This window comes from Sinorhizobium sp. CB7 (assembly GCF_041357635.1).
In the GTDB taxonomy this organism is placed as follows: Bacteria; Pseudomonadota; Alphaproteobacteria; order Rhizobiales; family Rhizobiaceae; genus Rhizobium.
The window spans coordinates 42,320-60,913 of the sequence record NZ_JAULLL010000003.1; the positions used below are offsets into that span (position 1 = coordinate 42,320).

General features: G+C 61.0%; 23 protein-coding genes and 1 pseudogene. 12 read left to right on the forward strand and 12 right to left on the reverse strand.

All coding sequences use genetic code 11. The features are described from left to right. Positions 1 to 2 precede the first annotated feature (2 nt). Complete coding sequence (virB11, locus tag AAE029_RS07330; RefSeq protein ID WP_371072169.1) at positions 3 to 1,025, forward strand: P-type DNA transfer ATPase VirB11; 1,023 nt, start codon at positions 3 to 5, stop codon at positions 1,023 to 1,025. A gap of 345 nt (positions 1,026 to 1,370) precedes the next feature. After that, the gene (locus AAE029_RS07335) at positions 1,371 to 1,811 is read left to right on the forward strand and encodes a nuclear transport factor 2 family protein (RefSeq protein WP_371072170.1); all 441 of its coding nucleotides are present in this window, start codon (positions 1,371 to 1,373) and stop codon (positions 1,809 to 1,811) included. A 250-nt stretch (positions 1,812 to 2,061) separates the two neighbouring features. On the opposite strand, the gene AAE029_RS07340 is transcribed toward AAE029_RS07335, so the two are convergent. Beyond that, positions 2,062 to 3,252, reverse strand: a complete 1,191-nt coding sequence (locus AAE029_RS07340) for a DUF1173 domain-containing protein (RefSeq protein WP_371072171.1) — start codon at positions 3,250 to 3,252, stop codon at positions 2,062 to 2,064. Positions 3,253 to 3,523: 271 nt separating this feature from the next. Here AAE029_RS07340 and AAE029_RS07345 point away from each other — a divergent pair, with 271 nt between their 5' ends. Both AAE029_RS07345 and AAE029_RS07350 read left to right on the forward strand, forming a co-directional pair. Beyond that, a complete protein-coding gene (locus AAE029_RS07345; RefSeq protein WP_371072172.1) occupies positions 3,524 to 3,784 on the forward strand; it encodes a type II toxin-antitoxin system Phd/YefM family antitoxin in 261 nt (86 codons plus the stop codon). A 492-nt stretch (positions 3,785 to 4,276) separates the two neighbouring features. After that, positions 4,277 to 4,600 carry a DUF736 domain-containing protein gene (locus AAE029_RS07350; RefSeq protein WP_371072173.1) on the forward strand — a complete coding sequence of 108 codons (324 nt, stop codon included), beginning with the start codon at positions 4,277 to 4,279 and terminating at the stop codon, positions 4,598 to 4,600. A gap of 236 nt (positions 4,601 to 4,836) precedes the next feature. On the opposite strand, the gene AAE029_RS07355 is transcribed toward AAE029_RS07350, so the two are convergent. Both AAE029_RS07355 and AAE029_RS07360 read right to left on the reverse strand, forming a co-directional pair. Beyond that, complete coding sequence (locus AAE029_RS07355; protein ID WP_371072174.1) at positions 4,837 to 5,115, reverse strand: HU family DNA-binding protein; 279 nt, start codon at positions 5,113 to 5,115, stop codon at positions 4,837 to 4,839. Between the two features lie 54 nt (positions 5,116 to 5,169). Next, entirely contained in the window at positions 5,170 to 5,460 is a 291-nt protein-coding gene (locus tag AAE029_RS07360; protein WP_371072175.1) for a WGR domain-containing protein, read from the reverse strand. 247 nt (positions 5,461 to 5,707) lie between these two features. Here AAE029_RS07360 and AAE029_RS07365 point away from each other — a divergent pair, with 247 nt between their 5' ends. From AAE029_RS07365 to AAE029_RS07395, 7 genes are all read left to right on the forward strand, one after another. After that, entirely contained in the window at positions 5,708 to 5,977 is a 270-nt protein-coding gene (locus AAE029_RS07365) for a type II toxin-antitoxin system prevent-host-death family antitoxin (RefSeq protein ID WP_371072176.1), read from the forward strand. Positions 5,978 to 6,085: 108 nt separating this feature from the next. Continuing rightward, entirely contained in the window at positions 6,086 to 6,391 is a 306-nt protein-coding gene (locus tag AAE029_RS07370) for a hypothetical protein (protein ID WP_371072177.1), read from the forward strand. A gap of 10 nt (positions 6,392 to 6,401) precedes the next feature. Then, positions 6,402 to 6,530 (forward strand): hypothetical protein, encoded by a 129-nt coding sequence (locus AAE029_RS07375; RefSeq protein ID WP_371072178.1) that lies wholly within the window; start codon positions 6,402 to 6,404, stop codon positions 6,528 to 6,530. A gap of 509 nt (positions 6,531 to 7,039) precedes the next feature. After that, complete coding sequence (locus AAE029_RS07380) at positions 7,040 to 7,204, forward strand: hypothetical protein (protein WP_371072179.1); 165 nt, start codon at positions 7,040 to 7,042, stop codon at positions 7,202 to 7,204. A gap of 330 nt (positions 7,205 to 7,534) precedes the next feature. Beyond that, positions 7,535 to 8,005 carry a hypothetical protein gene (locus tag AAE029_RS07385; protein ID WP_371072180.1) on the forward strand — a complete coding sequence of 157 codons (471 nt, stop codon included), beginning with the start codon at positions 7,535 to 7,537 and terminating at the stop codon, positions 8,003 to 8,005. Between the two features lie 209 nt (positions 8,006 to 8,214). Beyond that, positions 8,215 to 8,481 carry a type II toxin-antitoxin system prevent-host-death family antitoxin gene (locus AAE029_RS07390; RefSeq protein WP_371072181.1) on the forward strand — a complete coding sequence of 89 codons (267 nt, stop codon included), beginning with the start codon at positions 8,215 to 8,217 and terminating at the stop codon, positions 8,479 to 8,481. Further along, positions 8,478 to 8,618, forward strand: a complete 141-nt coding sequence (locus tag AAE029_RS07395; RefSeq protein WP_371072507.1) for a hypothetical protein — start codon at positions 8,478 to 8,480, stop codon at positions 8,616 to 8,618. The genes AAE029_RS07390 and AAE029_RS07395 overlap by 4 nt, the downstream gene beginning before the upstream one ends. A 57-nt stretch (positions 8,619 to 8,675) precedes the next feature. Here AAE029_RS07395 and traG read toward each other — a convergent pair whose 3' ends face one another. From traG to AAE029_RS07410, 3 genes are read right to left on the reverse strand one after another with little or no spacing between them, the layout of a single operon-like run. Then, positions 8,676 to 10,589, reverse strand: a complete 1,914-nt coding sequence (gene traG, locus AAE029_RS07400; RefSeq protein WP_371072182.1) for a Ti-type conjugative transfer system protein TraG — start codon at positions 10,587 to 10,589, stop codon at positions 8,676 to 8,678. Beyond that, the gene (locus tag AAE029_RS07405; protein ID WP_371072183.1) at positions 10,580 to 10,819 is read right to left on the reverse strand and encodes a conjugal transfer protein TraD; all 240 of its coding nucleotides are present in this window, start codon (positions 10,817 to 10,819) and stop codon (positions 10,580 to 10,582) included. Before AAE029_RS07405 ends, traG begins: the two co-directional genes overlap by 10 nt. Beyond that, positions 10,809 to 11,096 carry a TraC family protein gene (locus AAE029_RS07410; RefSeq protein WP_371072184.1) on the reverse strand — a complete coding sequence of 96 codons (288 nt, stop codon included), beginning with the start codon at positions 11,094 to 11,096 and terminating at the stop codon, positions 10,809 to 10,811. Before AAE029_RS07410 ends, AAE029_RS07405 begins: the two co-directional genes overlap by 11 nt. A gap of 223 nt (positions 11,097 to 11,319) precedes the next feature. Here AAE029_RS07410 and AAE029_RS07415 point away from each other — a divergent pair. Beyond that, positions 11,320 to 11,868: pseudogene (locus AAE029_RS07415) on the forward strand (MobA/MobL family protein); the annotation flags it as partial. On the opposite strand, the gene AAE029_RS07420 reads toward AAE029_RS07415, so the two are convergent. From AAE029_RS07420 to argE, 6 genes are all read right to left on the reverse strand, one after another. Beyond that, positions 11,751 to 13,220, reverse strand: coding sequence for an NAD-dependent succinate-semialdehyde dehydrogenase (locus AAE029_RS07420; protein WP_371072185.1), 1,470 nt, complete (start codon positions 13,218 to 13,220; stop codon positions 11,751 to 11,753). The pseudogene AAE029_RS07415 and the gene AAE029_RS07420 sit on opposite strands and share 118 nt — an antisense overlap. A gap of 21 nt (positions 13,221 to 13,241) precedes the next feature. After that, on the reverse strand, positions 13,242 to 14,282 hold the full coding sequence (locus AAE029_RS07425; protein ID WP_371072186.1) for a tartrate dehydrogenase: 1,041 nt from the start codon (positions 14,280 to 14,282) through the stop codon (positions 13,242 to 13,244). 11 nt (positions 14,283 to 14,293) lie between these two features. Beyond that, positions 14,294 to 15,757 carry an aldehyde dehydrogenase gene (locus AAE029_RS07430; protein WP_371072187.1) on the reverse strand — a complete coding sequence of 488 codons (1,464 nt, stop codon included), beginning with the start codon at positions 15,755 to 15,757 and terminating at the stop codon, positions 14,294 to 14,296. A gap of 171 nt (positions 15,758 to 15,928) precedes the next feature. Further along, the gene (locus tag AAE029_RS07435) at positions 15,929 to 16,285 is read right to left on the reverse strand and encodes a cupin domain-containing protein (RefSeq protein WP_371072188.1); all 357 of its coding nucleotides are present in this window, start codon (positions 16,283 to 16,285) and stop codon (positions 15,929 to 15,931) included. A gap of 22 nt (positions 16,286 to 16,307) precedes the next feature. Then, positions 16,308 to 17,231 (reverse strand): 2-hydroxyacid dehydrogenase, encoded by a 924-nt coding sequence (locus tag AAE029_RS07440; protein WP_371072189.1) that lies wholly within the window; start codon positions 17,229 to 17,231, stop codon positions 16,308 to 16,310. 29 nt (positions 17,232 to 17,260) lie between these two features. Further along, the gene (gene argE, locus AAE029_RS07445) at positions 17,261 to 18,385 is read right to left on the reverse strand and encodes an acetylornithine deacetylase (RefSeq protein ID WP_371072190.1); all 1,125 of its coding nucleotides are present in this window, start codon (positions 18,383 to 18,385) and stop codon (positions 17,261 to 17,263) included. Between the last annotated feature and the right edge of the window lie 209 nt (positions 18,386 to 18,594).

Below are 18,594 nucleotides of genomic sequence, written 5' to 3' on the forward strand. Positions count from 1 at the left end.
GGATGGCAGATGATGCCGACTCGGGCGTCGTGCGTGAGCTACTGACGCCTTTCTCGCCCTTCCTTCGCGACAAGACACTCTATGAGGTCATTGTCAATCGACCTGGGCAGGTTCTCACGGAAGGTACAAAGGGATGGCAGGCTTACGAACTGCCAGAGCTGTCGTTCGAGAAACTGATGCGTCTTGCCAGAGCCGTTGCGAGTTATTCCGGTCAATCGATCGACGAGACGCGACCAATCCTCTCGGCGAGCTTGCCCGATGATGAGCGGATCCAGATCGTGATCCCGCCCGCAACGACAAAGGGAACCGTCAGCGTCACGATCAGAAAACCGTCATCGGTATCGCTGAGCCTGGACGATCTTGATCAAGGGGGGCTGTTTGCAGAAGTGGCAAAAACGGAGGCCGCATCCTCTCCTGCAGACCGGACGCTCCTGGAATTCTATCGACGTGGAGCTTACCAATCCTTTCTTCGGGAAGCGGTGCATGCGCGCAAGAACATCATCATCTCCGGCGCGACCGGGTCCGGCAAGACAACCCTCTCAAAGGCGTTGATCCGTCATATTCCGTCGAGCGAGCGTATCATCTCCATCGAAGATACGGCTGAGCTGGTCATCCCGCACTCGAATCATGTTCGGCTGTTCTATTCCAAGGGCGGTCAGGGCAAGGCGAGAATTGGCGCCAAAGACCTGCTTGAATCCTGCCTGCGGATGCGTCCGGACCGAATCCTGCTGCAGGAGCTGCGCGACGGGAGCGCATTCTACTACATCCGTAACGTAAACTCCGGCCACCCTGGTTCGATAACAACCGTTCACGCCGATTCTGCGCGCCTCGCATTCGAACAGCTGACGCTGCTGGTGAAGGAATCGGACGGCGGCAGGGATCTTGAGCGACGTGATATCCGCGAGATGCTGAAAATCGCAATCGACATTGTCGTCCAATGCAAGCGTGTCGATGGACGGTTTCGGGTGACGGAGATCTACTATCGGGCCGCTGACGGAACCGACGCTGGCGGTCTCAAACGCTGAGATTGCGGTAACCCCACGCCGTTCGAGCCCGCGAATCGTGCGCAATCTTGTCAGCGCATACGACTGGCCCACCTGTCTTGCTACCGCGCATGTTACGCAGCTCGGTTCCGAGCGGGAGCATGAGCTGAAGATTCGGAAGGTTGCTACCGGAAACGTCATCGTGGCGTCTAAACCTCCGCGACGCTTCAGGAGCTCCGCTGCGGACTAAGACGTGCGGCCATCTCGCAAATTGGTTGCGGGAATAACGACAGCACGCCGTCGAACCGAAATCGCTGAACCAAAGAAGCGGAACTGACCGCGCAGCATTGCGTTTTAGGGTTGGTTCCGACCAATCAGGAGATTCCCATGGTCTCGTTTCGAAAGCAGAACACCGATCCTGCGCTTCAGGCTGAAGCAGAAAGAATTCACCATGCCTGGAACGCCGCGCTCGAAGCGCATGATGTTGAGGGATTGGCGCGGCTCTATGCCGAGGACGCCGTGCTCGAGAGCCCCCTGGTCGCCTATCTGCTGCGTACCGAGCGGGGCGTGCTCGAAGGCCGCGACGCGCTTCGCCGCTTTCTCCCGCTCGTTTTTGCCCACCAGCCGGCCGAGCGCAGGACATTCCGCCACGACGTTTTCTTCGATGGCCGCACCATGATGTGGGAGTATCCACGGGCGACGCCGGATGGAGACCAGATGGATTTCACCGAAGTGATGGAGATCGCCGACGGCAAGATCCTTCGCCACCGCGTCTATTGGGGCTGGTTTGGCGTCGACACGCTGATGAGTGGAAGTCATACCCGCTGACGCTTGCGGCCATAGCGCAGGCTCTCGCGCGTTCGACAGGAGAGCGGCATGATGTTGCTCACGCCCAACGTGCGCGCTCGGAGGAAGAGAGTGAGAGGGAGGATGCGATTTCCGTCACGGTTGGAGGTCGAGAGCGAGGTTCTCGGCCGGCCGTCGCGGCAGTTCAGAAGATCATCCTGTCGTCCTCGCGCGATGTCCGTTTCAACAAGTTGGTGCTGAGTCAGTCCGACGTCAGATGCAGTCAGGTTCGTCAGGGCAGTTCCGGCATGTCTCCCTCGGCGACGCGCCAGATCCAGGGAATCATTTCCGGGCGCGATTGGATCATCTCCGCCAAGGCGGCCTCGTATCTTTCATCGGACGCCGGCGGCACGACAAACATGGCGACGGGCGCCGGCCGCTGTTCCGGCAAGCTCACCGAAACGATCGGCTGCTCGCGCGAGAGATTGAAGCGCAGGCCTTTTACGCTCTTGCGTCTCAAGCCGGACATTCTTTCCAGAATGCGCTGCTCGTGAACATCCTCGAAGGGGATCCAGTTTTCGTTGACCGCCATCATCGCAAGCTCTTCGATGGAGGCAATGCCAGCACCCGAAATCCCGAATGTCGCGATCAGGATCAAGTGGAGTTCTTCGCTCGATCGCCATAGCGCGAGCTCGGTTTCGTGTCTGGCGTTCAGCCGTTTCCACGTTGCCTCGGCGAGCATGAAGGGAAAGGGAAGGTGACGAACCATGATTTTCTGTCCGTCGCGCGCAGCCGCGAACTCCTTTACCTCCGCCACGATCATCATGAGTTTCCGAGGCCCGGGGCCGGATGGCTGCGCTCTCGTCAATGCCGCGGCGCGCCGTGCTGCTATCTTCTCCTTTTCGTCCTGATGAAACACCTCCGGCACGAACAAGATGTCACTTAGCGGCTCGCCGCGGACTGTCATCTGCCGCGCGGCATTCATCAGGCTGCTGCGAACCCTTCCCCAGCCGCGTTTGCCGGCCCAAAGCGACGTCCATTCCGTCAGCTCCCCTACATCCCAGAGATAGTGCAGCACTGCTCGTAGCGAGAGTCTCCTCGTCTCGTTGCGCAAGGTCGTGGGCGGCTCCGACGGCGCTGCGGCGCCTGTACGGCTGCCACGCTTCGAAAGCGAAAAGTCGAGCTTAAGGTCAGAGGAGCCGGACGCCTCATCGATCTGGATCGCAGTGCCGATTAACGGACCGAGCCCGGACAGCTCGTAAGGCGGTTCATATGATGGGCATCCGGCATCGTGCTTTCGTCCGGAAAGCGGCATCCGCTTGATCAGATATTGGCCATCCAGCCGCGCTATGTACATCGGTACCGCCGGCTCACGACATCTGCATTGCGGCCGGAGCTTGCGCTCATAAGCCTGCTGCAGGATCGATTGGAGATCCGGAATGTTTTCATCGAATATCTGATCGCCTATCGCGAACTGCCGCATTTGGGGGCCTCTCTGGCTAAGTCGGGAATCCGGCCCAAGCAGAACCGACTGTGGTCGCGGATATGCTCAAGCGCTAGTTATACTATTCCAAATAAAGCAGTATGGCGAGAGCGGGGCTGGGATGGTTTGGCCTGTGATCGACCCGGAGGAACGCCCGCGCCCGGCCGGTCCACCGCGTGCGAGACGGTTTCAATGGATGCGGCCTCAGCAAAGCCTTTTCTTGAAAAGATGGAAAACATGGATATTATGATCGACGATCAGGAGTATAGCCATGCGGCAGTTCACGACAGCTGATCTCAACAAGCAGGTGGGCGACGTTACGGACGCTGCCAGCCGCGAACCGGTAATCCTCACCCGGCACAACAAACCGCGTTTCGTGCTCATGAGCTACGAGCACTACGAACGGATGCGCACTGGCGCCGATCCTCGCCGCGCTTACCGCAGCTCGGAAATGCCCGAAGCACATGCCGCTCTATTCAGTGATGCCATTGAGCGGCTGACCCGCGGCGAGGGCTATGACGATGAGTCATGAGTTCCGTTCAGGTGCGGTCATCGTTTATCCATATCTGTGGGCTTGGCAACATGAACGCGGCGAAACTGAAGGGCTCATCTGTCGCCAATCATAAGACAGGTGACGCGCTGCGTTTCAATATGAATGGGCCAATCAATGCGCCGGGCCTGACCGAGCGACTTCTCCTAGTGCGCGGCTGAAAGCTGGGCGTTGGATACGCGTGACTTGTCAGTCGTCCATTACGGGAGAGGGTCGTAATTTGGATGCACGGCGCGAAGTAGGTGCTGCTCCTTCTTGCCCCGCGGCCGCATCGGCTGGCCATGGATGTGACTATCTCCACCGCTTGCATCAGAGCCATTCCCTTTTCCTGTGTCGCCTTTCTAAGGGACCGGCCGCCATCAGCGTCAACCCGCGAGGGGTTCCCCTGCGCTTGCGCTCAGGTGACGCCTGCGGCTCGGCCCCTTCATCGGGCGCCATCGGGAATGGTCCCGAGCAACCGAAGGAGAAAGTCACATGGCCACCACCATCGCAACCCTGACGCAGAAGACCGACGGCAGCTTCGAAGGCGTCTTCGCGACCATCCGGGTCAATGCCCAAATCGCCATCATCCCTAACGCCCATAAGGCAAGCGAGGAAGCCCCCGACTATCGCATCATCAACCGCAAGACCGGCTTCGAGATCGGCGCAGGCTGGAACCGCATCGCCCGCCAGACCGGCGAAGAATATCTCTCCGTCAAGCTGGAGGCACCCGAGATCGGCGTTATCTTCGGCAATCTCGCACCCGCTCCCGGCGGGGAGCCGAACCGCAAGGTCATCCTCTGGAACAATCCGGCCTGAGCACGTCCGCCGGCCTCGATCAATCGGGGCCGGCATCCCTAGAGCCGCAGCCGATCAGGACTTCTCATGAGCGGCTACATGACCCCCAGACTCAGCAACCGTGCCACCGATCCCGCAGCCTTCATCGGTTGCGGTCGCCCGCTACGCGCTGCACCAGAGTGCACACCGATCGGCGCACAATTCTGCCGGCCCTCTTGCAGGACCGGCAGCGGCACTGAGCCCGATCGGGACCAGGATTATTTGTTCAGCGCATCCTTCAGTGCCTTCGCCGGCGTGAAGGTCAGTTTTTTCGCGGCTGCTACCGTGATCGTCGCGCCGGTCGCCGGGTTCCGCGCCTGGCGTGTTGGCGTGTCCTTTACCTTGAACTTGCCAAAGCCGGGAATGGAGGTTTCCGCGCCCGAGGTTGCGGCAGACGTGATCGAGGCAAATACTGCCTCGACGATTGCCTTGCCCTGGGCCTTGGTGAGCTGATGGTCCGCCGCGATTTTGTCTGCGATTTCGTTGGTCGTGGTCATGATTACTCCTTGATGAAAAGGCGAAAACCCTTTCATCAAGTGCGGGCGCTGTCACTACTGAGATGACCCGGCAGTAGGCCGGGTCGGCGCATTTCCACAGGTTCCGACCGGTTTATAGCCTCTCCGACGCTTTTTGCGCGCCAGCCGCAGGAAATGCGATACGGCTTCGCGCTCGGTCGCAAACACCTCGCTCTTTTCTCCGCCGCGCTTGCCGATCCTGCCCCAGGCGCGTACGACCGCCGTTTCTCCGAAGAGCGTCGGTTGAAGTGAGAGCGCATAATAACGTGCCATGTTCCTGGCCTGGTCGGTGCGCTGGCAATAGAGCTGGAAAGGGTAAAGGGCCATGTCCGTAAGATCGTCTGGCGGCCGGCTTACGTCCAACGAGAGTTTTGAATCGATTATTGCGGACTGATTCACGCCGCTGATGGATGAGAAGCTCCGGGATTTATCGACGGGAAAGTCGCCACGAACTGCGGCGGCGGCGCAACGTAGCGAAACCTGCTGCCGGAAACTCGACAGGCACTGCTGGAGGCGTTGATTGTGGTTTTCTGCATTTTCTGTATAATGCAGAAAACCTGTGAAGGAGTCTGTGATGGATACCAAAATCGTCAGTACAGCGGAATTCATCCGTCATTTCGGACGTTATCACGACGAAGCCCGGCGCGCACCGATTACCCTGACTAAACACGGCAGGCAATCGCTGGTCGTCCTCTCGAGCGAGCTTTTCGAGCGCCTGAAGGGCAACGACGATCCGCGCCGTGTCTATGCCGCCGGCGAGACGCCGACCGAACTAGCCGCGCTACTGCTCGGCGAACTCGACCGGCAGTCGGTGGAATACAAGGCGGGGGATCATGACGACTGACGCTTTCCGAATGGAACCATCGTCAGCTATCCCTATCTCTGGCGCTGGCAGGCTGATGAGGGACGCGAGCATGGCGAAAAGGATCGGCCTGTCTGCCTCGCGCTGACTGTGCCCGATCCTCGCCAGAACATTACCCATCTGGTCATCCTGCCCATCTCCGGCACGCCGCCGCGCTCCGACCAGACCGCGTTGGAAATTCCCGATCTCGAACTGCGTCGAGCCGGCCTCGCGGTCTTCAAGCGCGGCTGGATCACCGTCAGTGAATATAATTACGACATCGCGGAGCGGTCCTGGTACTTCGATGCCGGTCAATCTCCGCGCGGGCGGTTCGGCCCGCGTTTCCTCGAAGACATTCGCCAGGCATTGCGACCGATCCTCGCAGCCCATGCCGGCCGTATCGATCGCACCCGATAACGACGCGGGGATGACTCCGCCTCGTGGCGACGTCAGAGGCCAATCGGGCGTCGCGGAGGCGGTGCCTGAAGAGGCGGTCGCCGGCCGTTCGGGCGACAGGAACTGGTGGATTTGGAGCAAGCAGCGACGTCACGCCTGATGAGAGGCTTGCCTGCTCTGATGGAGACGGGTCAGCCGGAGGCGATCGGAGCGCACGCTCCGAAGTGCGCAGCGTCGAAAAGGCGTCGACGGGACGGGGCAGGACGCACAAGACTGTCGCGGTGAATCGGAGCCGTGTCCCGAATGACGTCGCGGTTGGTGGCGGGCAAAATGCCAATGTGCTCAGGCCCTGAACGATTCCCCCCCTCTGTGAATGATGACGCTCCACCGCAGACCTCGATGAACCGTTGTGGCCGGAGGACGACTGCGTCTCATCTTTAGGGTGCCATACGGAGAGGAAATGTCTGCTCAGTCCGTCCGAGGATGCCATGGTCCCATGCCGGCCTCAAGGACGAGCGGTGCCCCCAATTTTGCCTCCGCTCCGGTTCCCTGTGCTCCGACAAAATCGGCACCCCCACTCGCCGCCGCTGGCGGTCGCTTCGCGATCCTTGACCCCGCCACGCCCCATGACCGCAGTCGTCGTCTTTCACAAACGTCAAGGAGATGACGATGCTGCTGGAACAACACGTTGAAGAGCTTCTGGCCGAATTGCGCGAAACGGTCGAGCCGGCCAAACGCCGCGAGATCGAAATCGAGCTGGAGCTGGCGCGCGCTGAGCTGGCCGTGATCTTGGCCGAACAGGAGGGCGTGATTGACGCCGAGCCTCCCTTCTGAGGGAGGTTTTGCCGCATCCGTGAGCCGACCGGCCGGATCGACCGGCCTGCCGGCTGTCAGGGACTTCACCCCCGACACTCCCCGCCGGCTCGCGCCGGAAACGGTCGCGTCCCCTTCGGGTCCGCGGGTCTCTTCTCTCTCTGACGTCCTATTGTACTCCAGCAAATCCGGCGTCAAGGACGGCGCGGTCTCCCCCAATTTTTCCGCCGCTGCGTTGCACTCCCGCTCTGGAAAAATCGGTTCCCCCGCTTGCAAGCCGCGTTCCGCGGTCCTTGACCCCTCTTTGCAACAGAGTGGCCGATCTCCGTCAAAGATGAAGGAGATCACACTATGACAACCGATCATGACCTCATGCTCTACACCAAGCTTGCCGGCTTCCGGCTCGTCGTCCTCGCAAACCGCTTCGGCTGCGCCAGCGACTTCTCGCAAGCGCTTCATGATCGCCTGATTGAAGGGCTTGAGGCGGCAATCGCTCGCATCCAGGTCATCATGGACTTGGAACGAAGCGTTCTCGCCGGCGATGACGAATGCGCCGTCTATCAGTTGGAGGGCGAAACCGAGATTTTCGGAGGCTTCACCATCTGCTTGTTGGATGACCTCGAAATTGATTTCGACACGCATGAATACCACATCAACGGCGGCGACTGGATCAACGCTGTAAGTGCGGACGATAGCGGCGTCGATATCGACTATCCGCGACTGGTCGCGTTAAGGGAAGACGAGCTCGGATCGCTGGCGCAAGTCATAAAGGATATCACACGGGAAACCGGAATCCCCGTCCGTGCGGCCCGCGCGGTCTGAGGCAGCTTGCATCGCCGGGATTCGGATTAGCCGTTGCACTTAAGCAGTCTTAGACGTGGAGAGGCGGCGAGGGCTGGCTCTCTTTTGAACGCTATCGCAAGCGTTATGGATGTTCCAAAATCGCAGCGGTCCGGCAAACATCAGTTGCAGAGATTGCAGCAATATTGAAAGTGCTGTATTTTACAGCACACATTTCATTGGAGATGAGCATGTCCCGATCCCGTGGATCCTATTCGACGAGCGACCTGTCCCGGAAGTCCGGCGACATCATCGCCGAGGCGCTTCGCCATCCGGTGACGATCACCCAGCGCAACAAGCCACGCCTCGTGCTCCTCAACATCGAGGACTACCAGCGGCTGATGAAACAATCCGACCGCCGGTCCACCGGCACAATCGAGACGATGTCGGACGAACTCTTCGCGCAGTTCGAGAATGCCGTCGAGACCTATGCCGGCGAGGACGAGGTAGGCCAGTGAGCTACGACCTGATCCAGACCGCAAGCGTCATACGCTACCCTTACCTGTGGGCGCGAGAGGCCGGGCGCGGAGAGACGGAAGGGCGCAAGGAGCGGCCGGTCGCCGTCGGCGTGAGAATGCCCGCGGCCGGACGGTGATCTGGTACTCTTTGCCAGCATCCAACGGCGATGAATCACCGCAGACAGCGTGGTTGCTCAGAGTCGCACGAAACGATTTGCCTTTGCCGCTTTATCCATCTCCGTGCGGCGGAAGTAGATCGCGCGGCCGCAGCGGATCGGACTGTGACCCTGCACGATGATGATCTGCTCGTCCTTGCGCATCGATTGCGTGATCTCGTGTGGCATGATCAAAGGCCGCCGCTGAAAATTGACGCTTTCGGATTTGCGCGTCCCGCCATTTCTGTCGTTCCAACCGATATTGCGAGAACGGCCCTGAACCTCGACCGTCATTTCCCCGCACTGCGCCGAAACGTTGCGCGCCGTGTCGAGCGCCTTGATTGCCGCATAGGAGGCGAAGGCGCAGCCATCGATCCACGACGTCGCACCATCTTTCCCAAAATGCCGCTCCAGTTGTCCGACCGATTGATACATCATCATCATGGTGATGCCGTACTTCCGGCCGCGGTCGCGGGCTTCTTCCAGCACCCGCATGTAACCGAGCAGGTCGACTTCATCCAACAGGAAGAGCGCTCGGCGCTTGAAGGCGCCATCGGCCTGCACCATGGCGTTGATCAGCGAGCCGATGATGACGCGGCCGATGCCCGGGTAAGACCGCAGGATGGACGCCGGGATATTCAGGAACACGTCCTTCTCGCCGCTGGCGATATCGCTCGATTTGAAAGCCTTGCCGCAGACAAGCGCGGCATAGCTCTCCAGTGAGAGCCACTGCGTGTCCTTGGATGCGGTCGAATAGACGCCGGAGAATGTCTGCTCGGTCATGTTGGTAAAGACACCAAGTGTTTCCCGGATAAAGGCCGATTGCGAATTTTCCTGGATGTCGCGCAACATTGCGAGCACCGATGGTTCAGGCTCGGACACGATCTGTCGCAGGCTGCGCAGGTTCCGCCGCCCGGCATATTCCGGCGACAGCATAACATGCGCCAAGAGGCCAGTCAGGAGATTGTGCGCCTGGTTCTGGAAGTAGGAGCCGGTGGAGGATTCGAAGCGCAGGCTCTCCGACAGCAGCATATGCGCGATGCCGACGATGTCTTCCTCCTTTTGCCTTGACGTTTCGATACCGTCGAGGACGTCGAAGCCCATGAAAGGGTTCTTCGGATCGAGCACCATGACCTCGCGTCCGAGCGTGCGCGTGCGATGCTCCACCACCATCGGCGCGACCTCGGTCGAAGGATCGAGGCAGATCAGCGGCCCGGTATAGCGCAGTGCCGTCGGCACGACGTTGCTGGTCGTCTTGTATCCGCCCGATCCGGCGAAGAAGAGCATATGGGTGGAATCGAAATCCTGCTTATAGGTGAGCAGAGGGGCCTTGCCGCCTTGCCCCCAGGTGCTGCGATCGTTCGGGTCGAACGGCAGCGCGTGAACGATTTCCTTGTCGACGCGATAACGTTCGCCGATGACGATCTCTCCGTCCGGCGGGAACAATTTCGCAGCGGTCGACAAGGGCAGCCAGTTGGCGTCACCGAAGGCTCCGCGTCTGGCGCGCTTGACCGGTTCGGGCACGACCACCGAGATACGGGCAGTGACCGCCACTGCCATAAATCCGATGAGGGTGGCAATCACGACAACCATGTCCAGATAGGAGAGGGCATGGTCCCACGTGACGACCCCTCGCGTCACGGACGGAGCGAGGCGGCCATATTCCCGCAACGCGTAGAAGCCGACGACGCAGAGGAAACACAGAAGGCTTACCATGGCGACCGGCCTTCGACGGTGCAGCGGCAAGGCCCAGACGGTCAGAAGCCCGGCGAGCGGTCCGAACAGAAGCACCGGCACGGGTGCCGCCCGCAGGAACCAATATCCCGTTTTTCCTGACAAGCCGACGGCCAGTCCCTGCCATCGCCAACCTGCGACGTAGATGGTGATCAGTGTCACCCCGATTGGCACGAGAACCAGCAAAAGGCTCAGATGCAATCTGCCCTTCAGCGCCATTCCGCCTTCTCTTCGATGCGCGACACAAGCACATCCGATGAAGGAGCTTTGAACGCTTCTTCGCCGATATCTCGCAGCCGCCGATGTTCGGGCGAACCTGCTGTCACTCTCGCCAATTCGAGCAGACCACCGAGCAGAAACGCCCGGTCGGCTTTCGACAGGCCAGCTTTGACGACGATTCCGCCGAGCAGAAACTTTTCCCGCGCCTCGCGCTTGCGGTCAGCCGTCATGTGAAGCCTCCGTCGACGCTCCAGCGCCAGCATCTGGCGGTCGACGCGCTTGAGCAGGTGTGCCGCCAGCCCCTTTGTCTTCCCCTTTGCGAAATCGAGCGGCGATCTCGTCGAAGATCCGCTCGAGGTCTTCGTCAGCGATCTCCATTTCCGCCAGCCCCGATTTCACGGCACCGCGGGCAAAACGTTCTGCGGATTTAACTATCAAAAGTCTTCTACGTTCACGAAGCTTCTCGATCTGCATGTCGAGATCTGAGATCGATGATTTTGCTGCCATATGCGGTTCCTTCCCGTATCTGATCGATCGAACACAATCGATTATACTAACTAGAATAAGATAGTAAAATAGGCTATTTTACGGTCACTTGAAAACAGCGCTCCCGAAATCCCACCGTTGGTCGTCTTCCGGGAAAGGCGGCATCGGCCCTTCGGTCCGATCGATTTGAGGGCGCAATATACGTCGCTTGCGCGACGTGCTCGGAAGAGGTGCGGAGACGTCGATGGCGATCATGTTCGTCAGAGCGCAGGTGATCACCAGGGGTGCGGGGCGCAGCATCGTCTCGGCCGCCGCCTACCGTCATCGCGCCCGGATGATGGACGAACAGGCCGGAACGTCCTTCAGCTATAGAGGCGGCGTCTCAGAGCTGGTGCATGAAGAACTGGCACTGCCGGACCAGATACCGACGTGGCTGCGGACGACAATCGACGGACGCTCCGTCGCCGGCGCCAGCGAGGCGCTCTGGAATGCCGTCGATGCTTTCGAGACCCGGGCCGATGCGCAGCTCGCGCGCGAACTGATTATCGCACTGCCGGAGGAACTGACGCGGGCCGAAAACATTGCCCTGGTTCGCGAATTCGTCCGTGAGAATTTCACCTCCAAGGGGATGGTTGCGGACTGGGTCTATCACGACAAGGACGGCAACCCGCACATTCATCTGATGACGACGCTGAGGCCTCTGACGGAGGAGGGGTTCGGGCCGAAGAAAATGGCGGTGATGGGCGAAAATGGCGAACCGCTCAGGGTGGTTACGCCAGACCGGCCGAAGGGCGCGACCTCCGTGGAGATCAAGCCGGTGTTGAGCCCTACCATTCCGAATTCCAGGGCCTCGCCGACCCGCCATGCGCGCTTCAGGCTCTCGGTATAGAAGTAGGCCGCAAGCCCGTAGGGTGTGCCGTTGGCAATGGCGATGGCCTCGTCCTCCGTTTCGAAACGGAAGAGCGGTGCGACCGGCCCAAATGTCTCCTCGGCCGCAAGCTGCATGGCGGTGGTGGCTCCGGTCAGGACAATCGGTGCCGTATACTGTGGGCCGGCCGGCAGATTCCTCCTGGCCGTCACGATGGTTGCGCCCTTCGAGAGCGCGTCTTCGACGTGGCGGTTGATCTTGGCGATCGCCGCTTCGTTGATCATCGGGCCGATCGCGACGCCGGCTTCGGTACCCGGCCCGACCTTCATGGCGTCCACGCGCGCGGCGAGCTTCTTGGCGAAAGCCTCATAGACGCCGTCCTGGACCAGGATGCGGTTGGCGCAGACGCAGGTCTGACCGCCATTGCGGAACTTGGAGATGATCGCTCCCTCCACGGCGAGGTCGAGATCCGCGTCGTCGAAGACGATGAAGGGAGCATTGCCGCCGAGTTCGAGGGAAAGCCGCTTGATGCTGTCCGCCGCTCCGCGCATCAGCAACGAGCCGACGGGCGTGGAGCCGGTAAAGGAAATCTTGCGCACCGTCGGGTTTGCAAGGATCTCGCCGCCGATCTCGGCCGGCATGCCGGTGACGATATTGACGACGCCTGCAGGGATACCGGCCATCTCGGCAAGTACGCCGAGCGCCAGCGCCGAGTAAGGGGTGAATTCAGACGGTTTCACGACGACCGTGCAGCCGGCCGCAAGCGCGGGCGCAAGCTTGCGCGTGATCATCGCATTCGGAAAGTTCCAGGGGGTAATGATGCCACACACCCCGACTGGCTCCTTCAGCACGAGGATGCGGCGGTCGGGCATCGGTGAGGGAATGGTCTGGCCGCCGATGCGCCGCGCTTCTTCCGCGAACCATTTGACGAAGGACGCACCGTAGCGGATTTCGCCGCGGGCTTCGTCGAGCGGTTTGCCCTGTTCGATCGTCAGGATGAGCGCCAGATCCTCGATATGCTCGAGCATCAGATCATGCCAGGCCTCCAGCAGTGCGGCGCGTTCGGCATGCGTGCGCTTCTTCCAGGGGACATAGGCTGCTTCGGCGGCCTCGATCGCTGCCCGCGTCTCATCGCCGCCCATGTCCGGCACGGTTCCGATGACGGCCTGCGTTGCCGGGTCGGCAACCGCAACGGTCTTGCCCGAGCGGGCCTGTCGCCAATCGCCACCGATCAGCGCCTGCTGGCGGAAGAGAGATGGCATTTTCAGGTTCTGCATGTTCAGGTCCTCGATGAGACGTCAGATTGCGGTGAGCAGTGCGGTCGTGATCGCGTCGGTCCGGTCCTTGCCCGGAATCGTGCCGACGCCGCTCGCCGTCGTTGCTTCGATTGCGGCCATGACGGCATTTGCCGCATTCCGCTCGCCCAGATGTTCGAGAATCATGGCGCCGGACCACACGGTCGCGATCGGATTGGCGATGCCCAGATGGGCGATATCGGGTGCAGACCCGTGCACGGGTTCGAACATCGACGGAGCGTCCCGCTCAGGGTTGATATTCGCCGAGGCCGCAAAACCGAGACCGCCCTGGATTGCCGCACCGAGATCCGTGAGGATGTCGCCGAACAGGTTGGACGCGACGACCACGTCGAGCGTTTCCGGCGCCATCACCATACGGGCAGCCATGGCATCGATGTGATAGCTGGTCACCTCGACATCCGGATAATCTCGTGCGAGCTGCCGGGTGATCTCGTCCCAGAAGACCATCGAATGCTTCTGGGCATTGGACTTCGTGACCGAAGCAAGCTTGCCCCGACGGATTCTTGCCTGCTCGAAGGCGAAACGCAGGATGCGTTCGACGCCTTTGCGGGTGAAGATCGACGTCTCGACCGCGACCTCGTCGTCGGTGCCCTGATGAATGCGGCCACCGGCGCCGGAATATTCGCCCTCGGTGTTTTCGCGGATGCAGAGGATGTCGAAAGCAGATGCCTTGAGTGGCCCGTGAACGCCCGGCAACAGGCGGTGTGGGCGAATATTAGCATATTGCACGAAGTTCTTTCGAATCGGCAGCAGCAGGCCATGCAGGGATACCGCGTCCGGCACTTCGGCCGGCCAGCCGACAGCTCCCAGCAGGATGGCATCGAAGCCGCGAAGCGTCTCGATACCATCGGCGGGCATCATGGCGCCGGTCTCTTTGTAGAAGGCGCAGCACCACGGGAATTCGATGCCGTCGAGCGTGAAGCCGAAAGCGCCGGCCGCTTTTTGCAGAACCGACCAGGCGGCAGCGGTCATGTCGCGTCCGATGCCGTCACCGGGGATCAATGCGATCTTGTACGGTTTCATGTTCATTGTCCTCAAAGACTGATCAAGACGCTCTTGCTCTTGCGGTTGGCCTGGAACGCCTCGCGGCCGAGATCCTTGCCGATACCGGATTGCTTGTAGCCGCCGGTCGGCAGAATGTGGTCATGCGAACGGCTATAGCGGTTCACCCAGACCGTTCCGGCCTGCAAGCGGCGGGTCAGCCGGATGGCGCGGGAGAGATCACGGGTGAAGAGACCCGCAGCCAGTCCGTAGCTCGGATGGTCGGCGAGCTGCAGGGCTTCCTCTTCGTCCTCGAATGTCTGGAGCGTCAGCACCGGGCCGAAGATCTCCTCGACGATGGCCGGAGAATTCTGATCGACGCCGGCCACCAGTGTCGGGGCATAGAAATAGCCTGGTGCGTCCATGCATGCGCCACCGGCAAGGCAGTCTCCGCCGGCCGCGACGGTCGTGGAGACGATCGCATCGATACGCTGCCTCTGCTTCTCCGAGATGATGGGAGAATACCGGCTTGCCGCGTCCCAGGTCGGGCCGGGGATGATGCCTGTCATCCGGCTCTTGATGGAATCGATCAGCTGGCCTGCGATTTTTTTCTCGACGATCAGTCGTGATCCGGCCACACAGGCTTGGCCCGCATTACCCAGGATGCTCGCCGTGACCGCAGCCGCAGCCTTGTCGAGGTCCGCATCGGCGAAGACGATCTGGGGGCTTTTGCCGCCGAGTTCGAGCGTCATCGGCTTTATGCCGGTGCGGGCGATATTCTCCATGATCGCCGATCCGGCCCGGGTCGAACCCGTGAAGCTGATCTTGGCGACTTCGGGATGGCCGGTGATCGCGTTGCCCGTCGTCATGCCGTCACCCAGCACCACGTTGATCAAACCGGCCGGCAGACCGGCACGTACCGCGAGCTGAGCGAGGTAGATGGTCGAGAACGGCGTCATCTCGGATGGCTTCAAGACGACGGCGTTTCCGGCGGCCAGCGCCGGGCCAAGCTTCCAGGCGGCCATGTTGATCGGGAAGTTCCAGGGCGTGATGGCTCCGATGACGCCATAGGGCTCCGTCATGATCATGCCGAGATTGCCGTCGTCGGTCGGCACGAGATCGCTGCCTTCCTTGTCGGCGAATTCGGCGAAGAAGCGGATCTGCTCTGCCGAAACCGCAACATCGCCTTCGACGAGCTGGCCCACGGGGCGCGTCGACGCGACGGCCTCCAGCCTGGCCAGCGTTTCGGCTTCCCGTTCAATAAGGTCAGCCCAGCGGTGAAGCACGTACAGGCGTTCGCGCGGCCGAACACCGCCCCAATTGCTTTCCCTCAGCGCCGCCTTTGCGGTCTGCACCGCCTTGTCGACAAGATCGGCATCTGCGATCGGGCATTCGGCATAGGCCTTCCCGTCGGAGGGGCGGTGCATCGGGATGACGCCGTTTGCAGCGGTGAAATGGTCGCCGATGAAATGTCCGACGGGAAGAGAAAGACTGTCGGGATCGAAGCTCAGGTCCATGTGTGCCTCCGGTCACTTTACGGAGATGCTATCGGATCGGCGAAGTAGCTTGATCCGATCGCGCCGACCGTTGCGGCGGAAAAACCCGTTTTGAGGCGGTCCTACAGCGTATTCTTCGGTCGGATCCGGATGCGGCGCGGGCCTTGGAAGCCCGCGCCGTGGCGGTGGGGCTCAAGGCGTGACGGTCACGTAGATCTTGCGGACCGTTTCGATCGTCTTCCAGATGCCGACAAAGCCCGGCTTCATGACGAAACTGTCGCCTGCCTTGTAGACGACGGGCTCGCCGCCTTCCGGGGTCAGTTCGATGACGCCGGAGAGAATGTGGCAGAATTCGAAGGTTTCGCCCTTGATCGAACGGGTTACGCCGGGTGTGGCCTCCCAGACGCCGGTGTGCACCGTTTCGTTACGGGCAACATCCTGCGCCCAGGTCTTGAGCTTCGGATCGCCGGAGATCAGCCGGTCCGGAGCGGGAACGTTTTCGCGCGGCGCGAAGGAGGGATTTGGATCAATCGTCTTGAGGAGGGACATCGGTTTCCTTTCGAGGTTGAGGTCAGTAGCCGCGGCGGCGGTCGACAAGACCGAGCGGATCCAGTCCTGCCCGGATCCTTTTGATGTTGTCGATGACGGTGCGCGCGGCGCCATGGGGCTGAGTGACGCTTGCGACATGTGGCGTGAGCAAAATGCGCTCGTGCTTCCAGAACGGGTGCCCGGCGGGCAGCGGTTCTGGATCGGTCACGTCGATCACGGCGCCGGCAAGCCGGCCGTCATCGAGCGCGGACAGCAAGTCTTCGGCAACGAGTTGCGGTCCGCGGCCGACATGCACGAGACCAGCACCCTGCGGCAATTGCTCGAAGAGACCGGAATTGAGGAAGCCGCGGGTCTCGTCGGTCAGCGGCAGCAGGCAGATCAGGATATCTGTCGCGGAAAGCATGGCATGAAGGCCTGCCGCGCCGGCAAAACAGGTGACGCCTTCCAGTTCACGTTCATTGCGGCTCCAGCCGGAAAGCGCGAAGCCGAACGGCTTCAGCCTTTCCAGCACGGCCTGGCCAAGGTTTCCGAGCCCCAGCACGCCGATGCGGCGGTCGGCGGCCTGGACCTGCGGCAAGGCATTCCAGACCTGGTTGCGCTGCTGGCCGAGGTAGGCGGGAAGATTGCGGTGAAGCGCCAGGACTCCAAGCGTCACATATTCCTGCATCATGCGAGTGATGCCGTCTTCGACCATCCGGACGACTTTTACGTGATCGGGGATATGCGTCGTATTGAATTGATCGATACCTGCGCCGATGGAGAACAGCACTTCGAGATTGCGGTAGCGCGGCAGATCGTCAGGAACCGTCCAGGTTATGAGATAGCGCACCGCCTCGGGATCGACCGACGCCGGATCCATGGAGAAGGGAATGTCCGGCAGCTCCCGGGCGAAGGCTTCCTGAAAGATATGGCCGCGGCGGGCATCTGAGTTGAAGAGAAACGTCATGGGCTATTTCTTCCTTCGGTCTTGCGGCATCACGTCCGGCAACGGTGACCGAGAGCCTCGACCAGGGCTTGGCAGGCGGTAAGTTCATCCATGAGAATGAATTCGTCCGGCTTGTGTGCGCGTCCGATATCGCCCGGACCGCAGATGATCGCCTCCAGGCCTGCGCGTTGGTAGAGCCCGGCTTCCGTGCCATAGCTGACGGCCGGCAGCGGTTCGGTGCCCGTCAGTTTCGTCAGTAGATCGGCAAGGGGCGCCGCCCGTGGAAGGGAGAGGGCGGGGTAGGAGCTCAGTGCTTCCCATTCGACCTGGAATCCCCGGTGCTCAAGCGCGGCAGCGGCTTGGCGCACTGGAAAAAGCAGTGCAGCCGGGTCTGCGTTGGAAATCGCCCGCGCTTCGATCTCTAACGTACAGAGGTCGGGAATGATGTTGACAGCCTGCCCGCCGCAGATGGTGCCAACCGAGACAGAGGAATGGGGTGGCTCAAACTCTGTTTCGAACGGTCCTTGTGCGAGAGCGTGGGCGGTCGAAACGGCTGCCTGCAAGACCTCGCCGGCGGCATGGATCGCATTGAGCCCCAGATCGGGTCGCGACGAATGACCGGAGCGCCCTTGCACGGTGACGCGAGCCGCAGCCTTGCCCTTGTGCGCGAGGATGGCGCGCATGTTGCTCGGCTCCCCAACAATGACGCCCAGCGGCGTTTCGCAAAGCTCCGGCAGGCGCGCAATAAGGTGCGGAACGCCGCGGCAACCTGCCTCCTCGTCATAAGAGAAGGCAAGATGTATCGGCCGCATGAGAGGGCTTGCGGCAAGCGTGGGCACAGCCGCCAGGGTTGTGGCCAGAAATCCCTTCATGTCGCTGGTGCCGCGACCGTATACTCTGTCGCCGTCGACGCGCAGCACGAAGGGATCGCTCGTCCAGCCCGTCTCGTTGGCCGGCACGACATCCATGTGACCGGAGAGGACATAACCCGGCTTGTCGCGGGGACCGATCGTCGCAAAAAGGTTGGACCGGTCGCCTTCAGGGCCGGCAATGATCTCAACCATGATGTCGAAGGATCTCAGGTAGCCCCTGATCCACTCAACGATGTTCCTATTCGGCGTTCCGACGACCGACTCGAAACTGACCAGTTTTGCCAAGATGTCCGGGGCGCGCATCGAGGTGTTCCCATGTCCGATTGCCGTCAACGCCTGTGGGAGTGACGTAGTGATCGAGGGCAAGGTTAAGCGCCTGCTAGAAGAATAGCTGCCGAAAGTGCAGCTCATACGGTCAATTCTTGCGCCGCCGTTTGCATACGCAGTCAAATGTTTTGCAGGGTCTCGGCTAAGGTCGGCCAAGCATAATGCCGGCATGCGCGAATATGCAG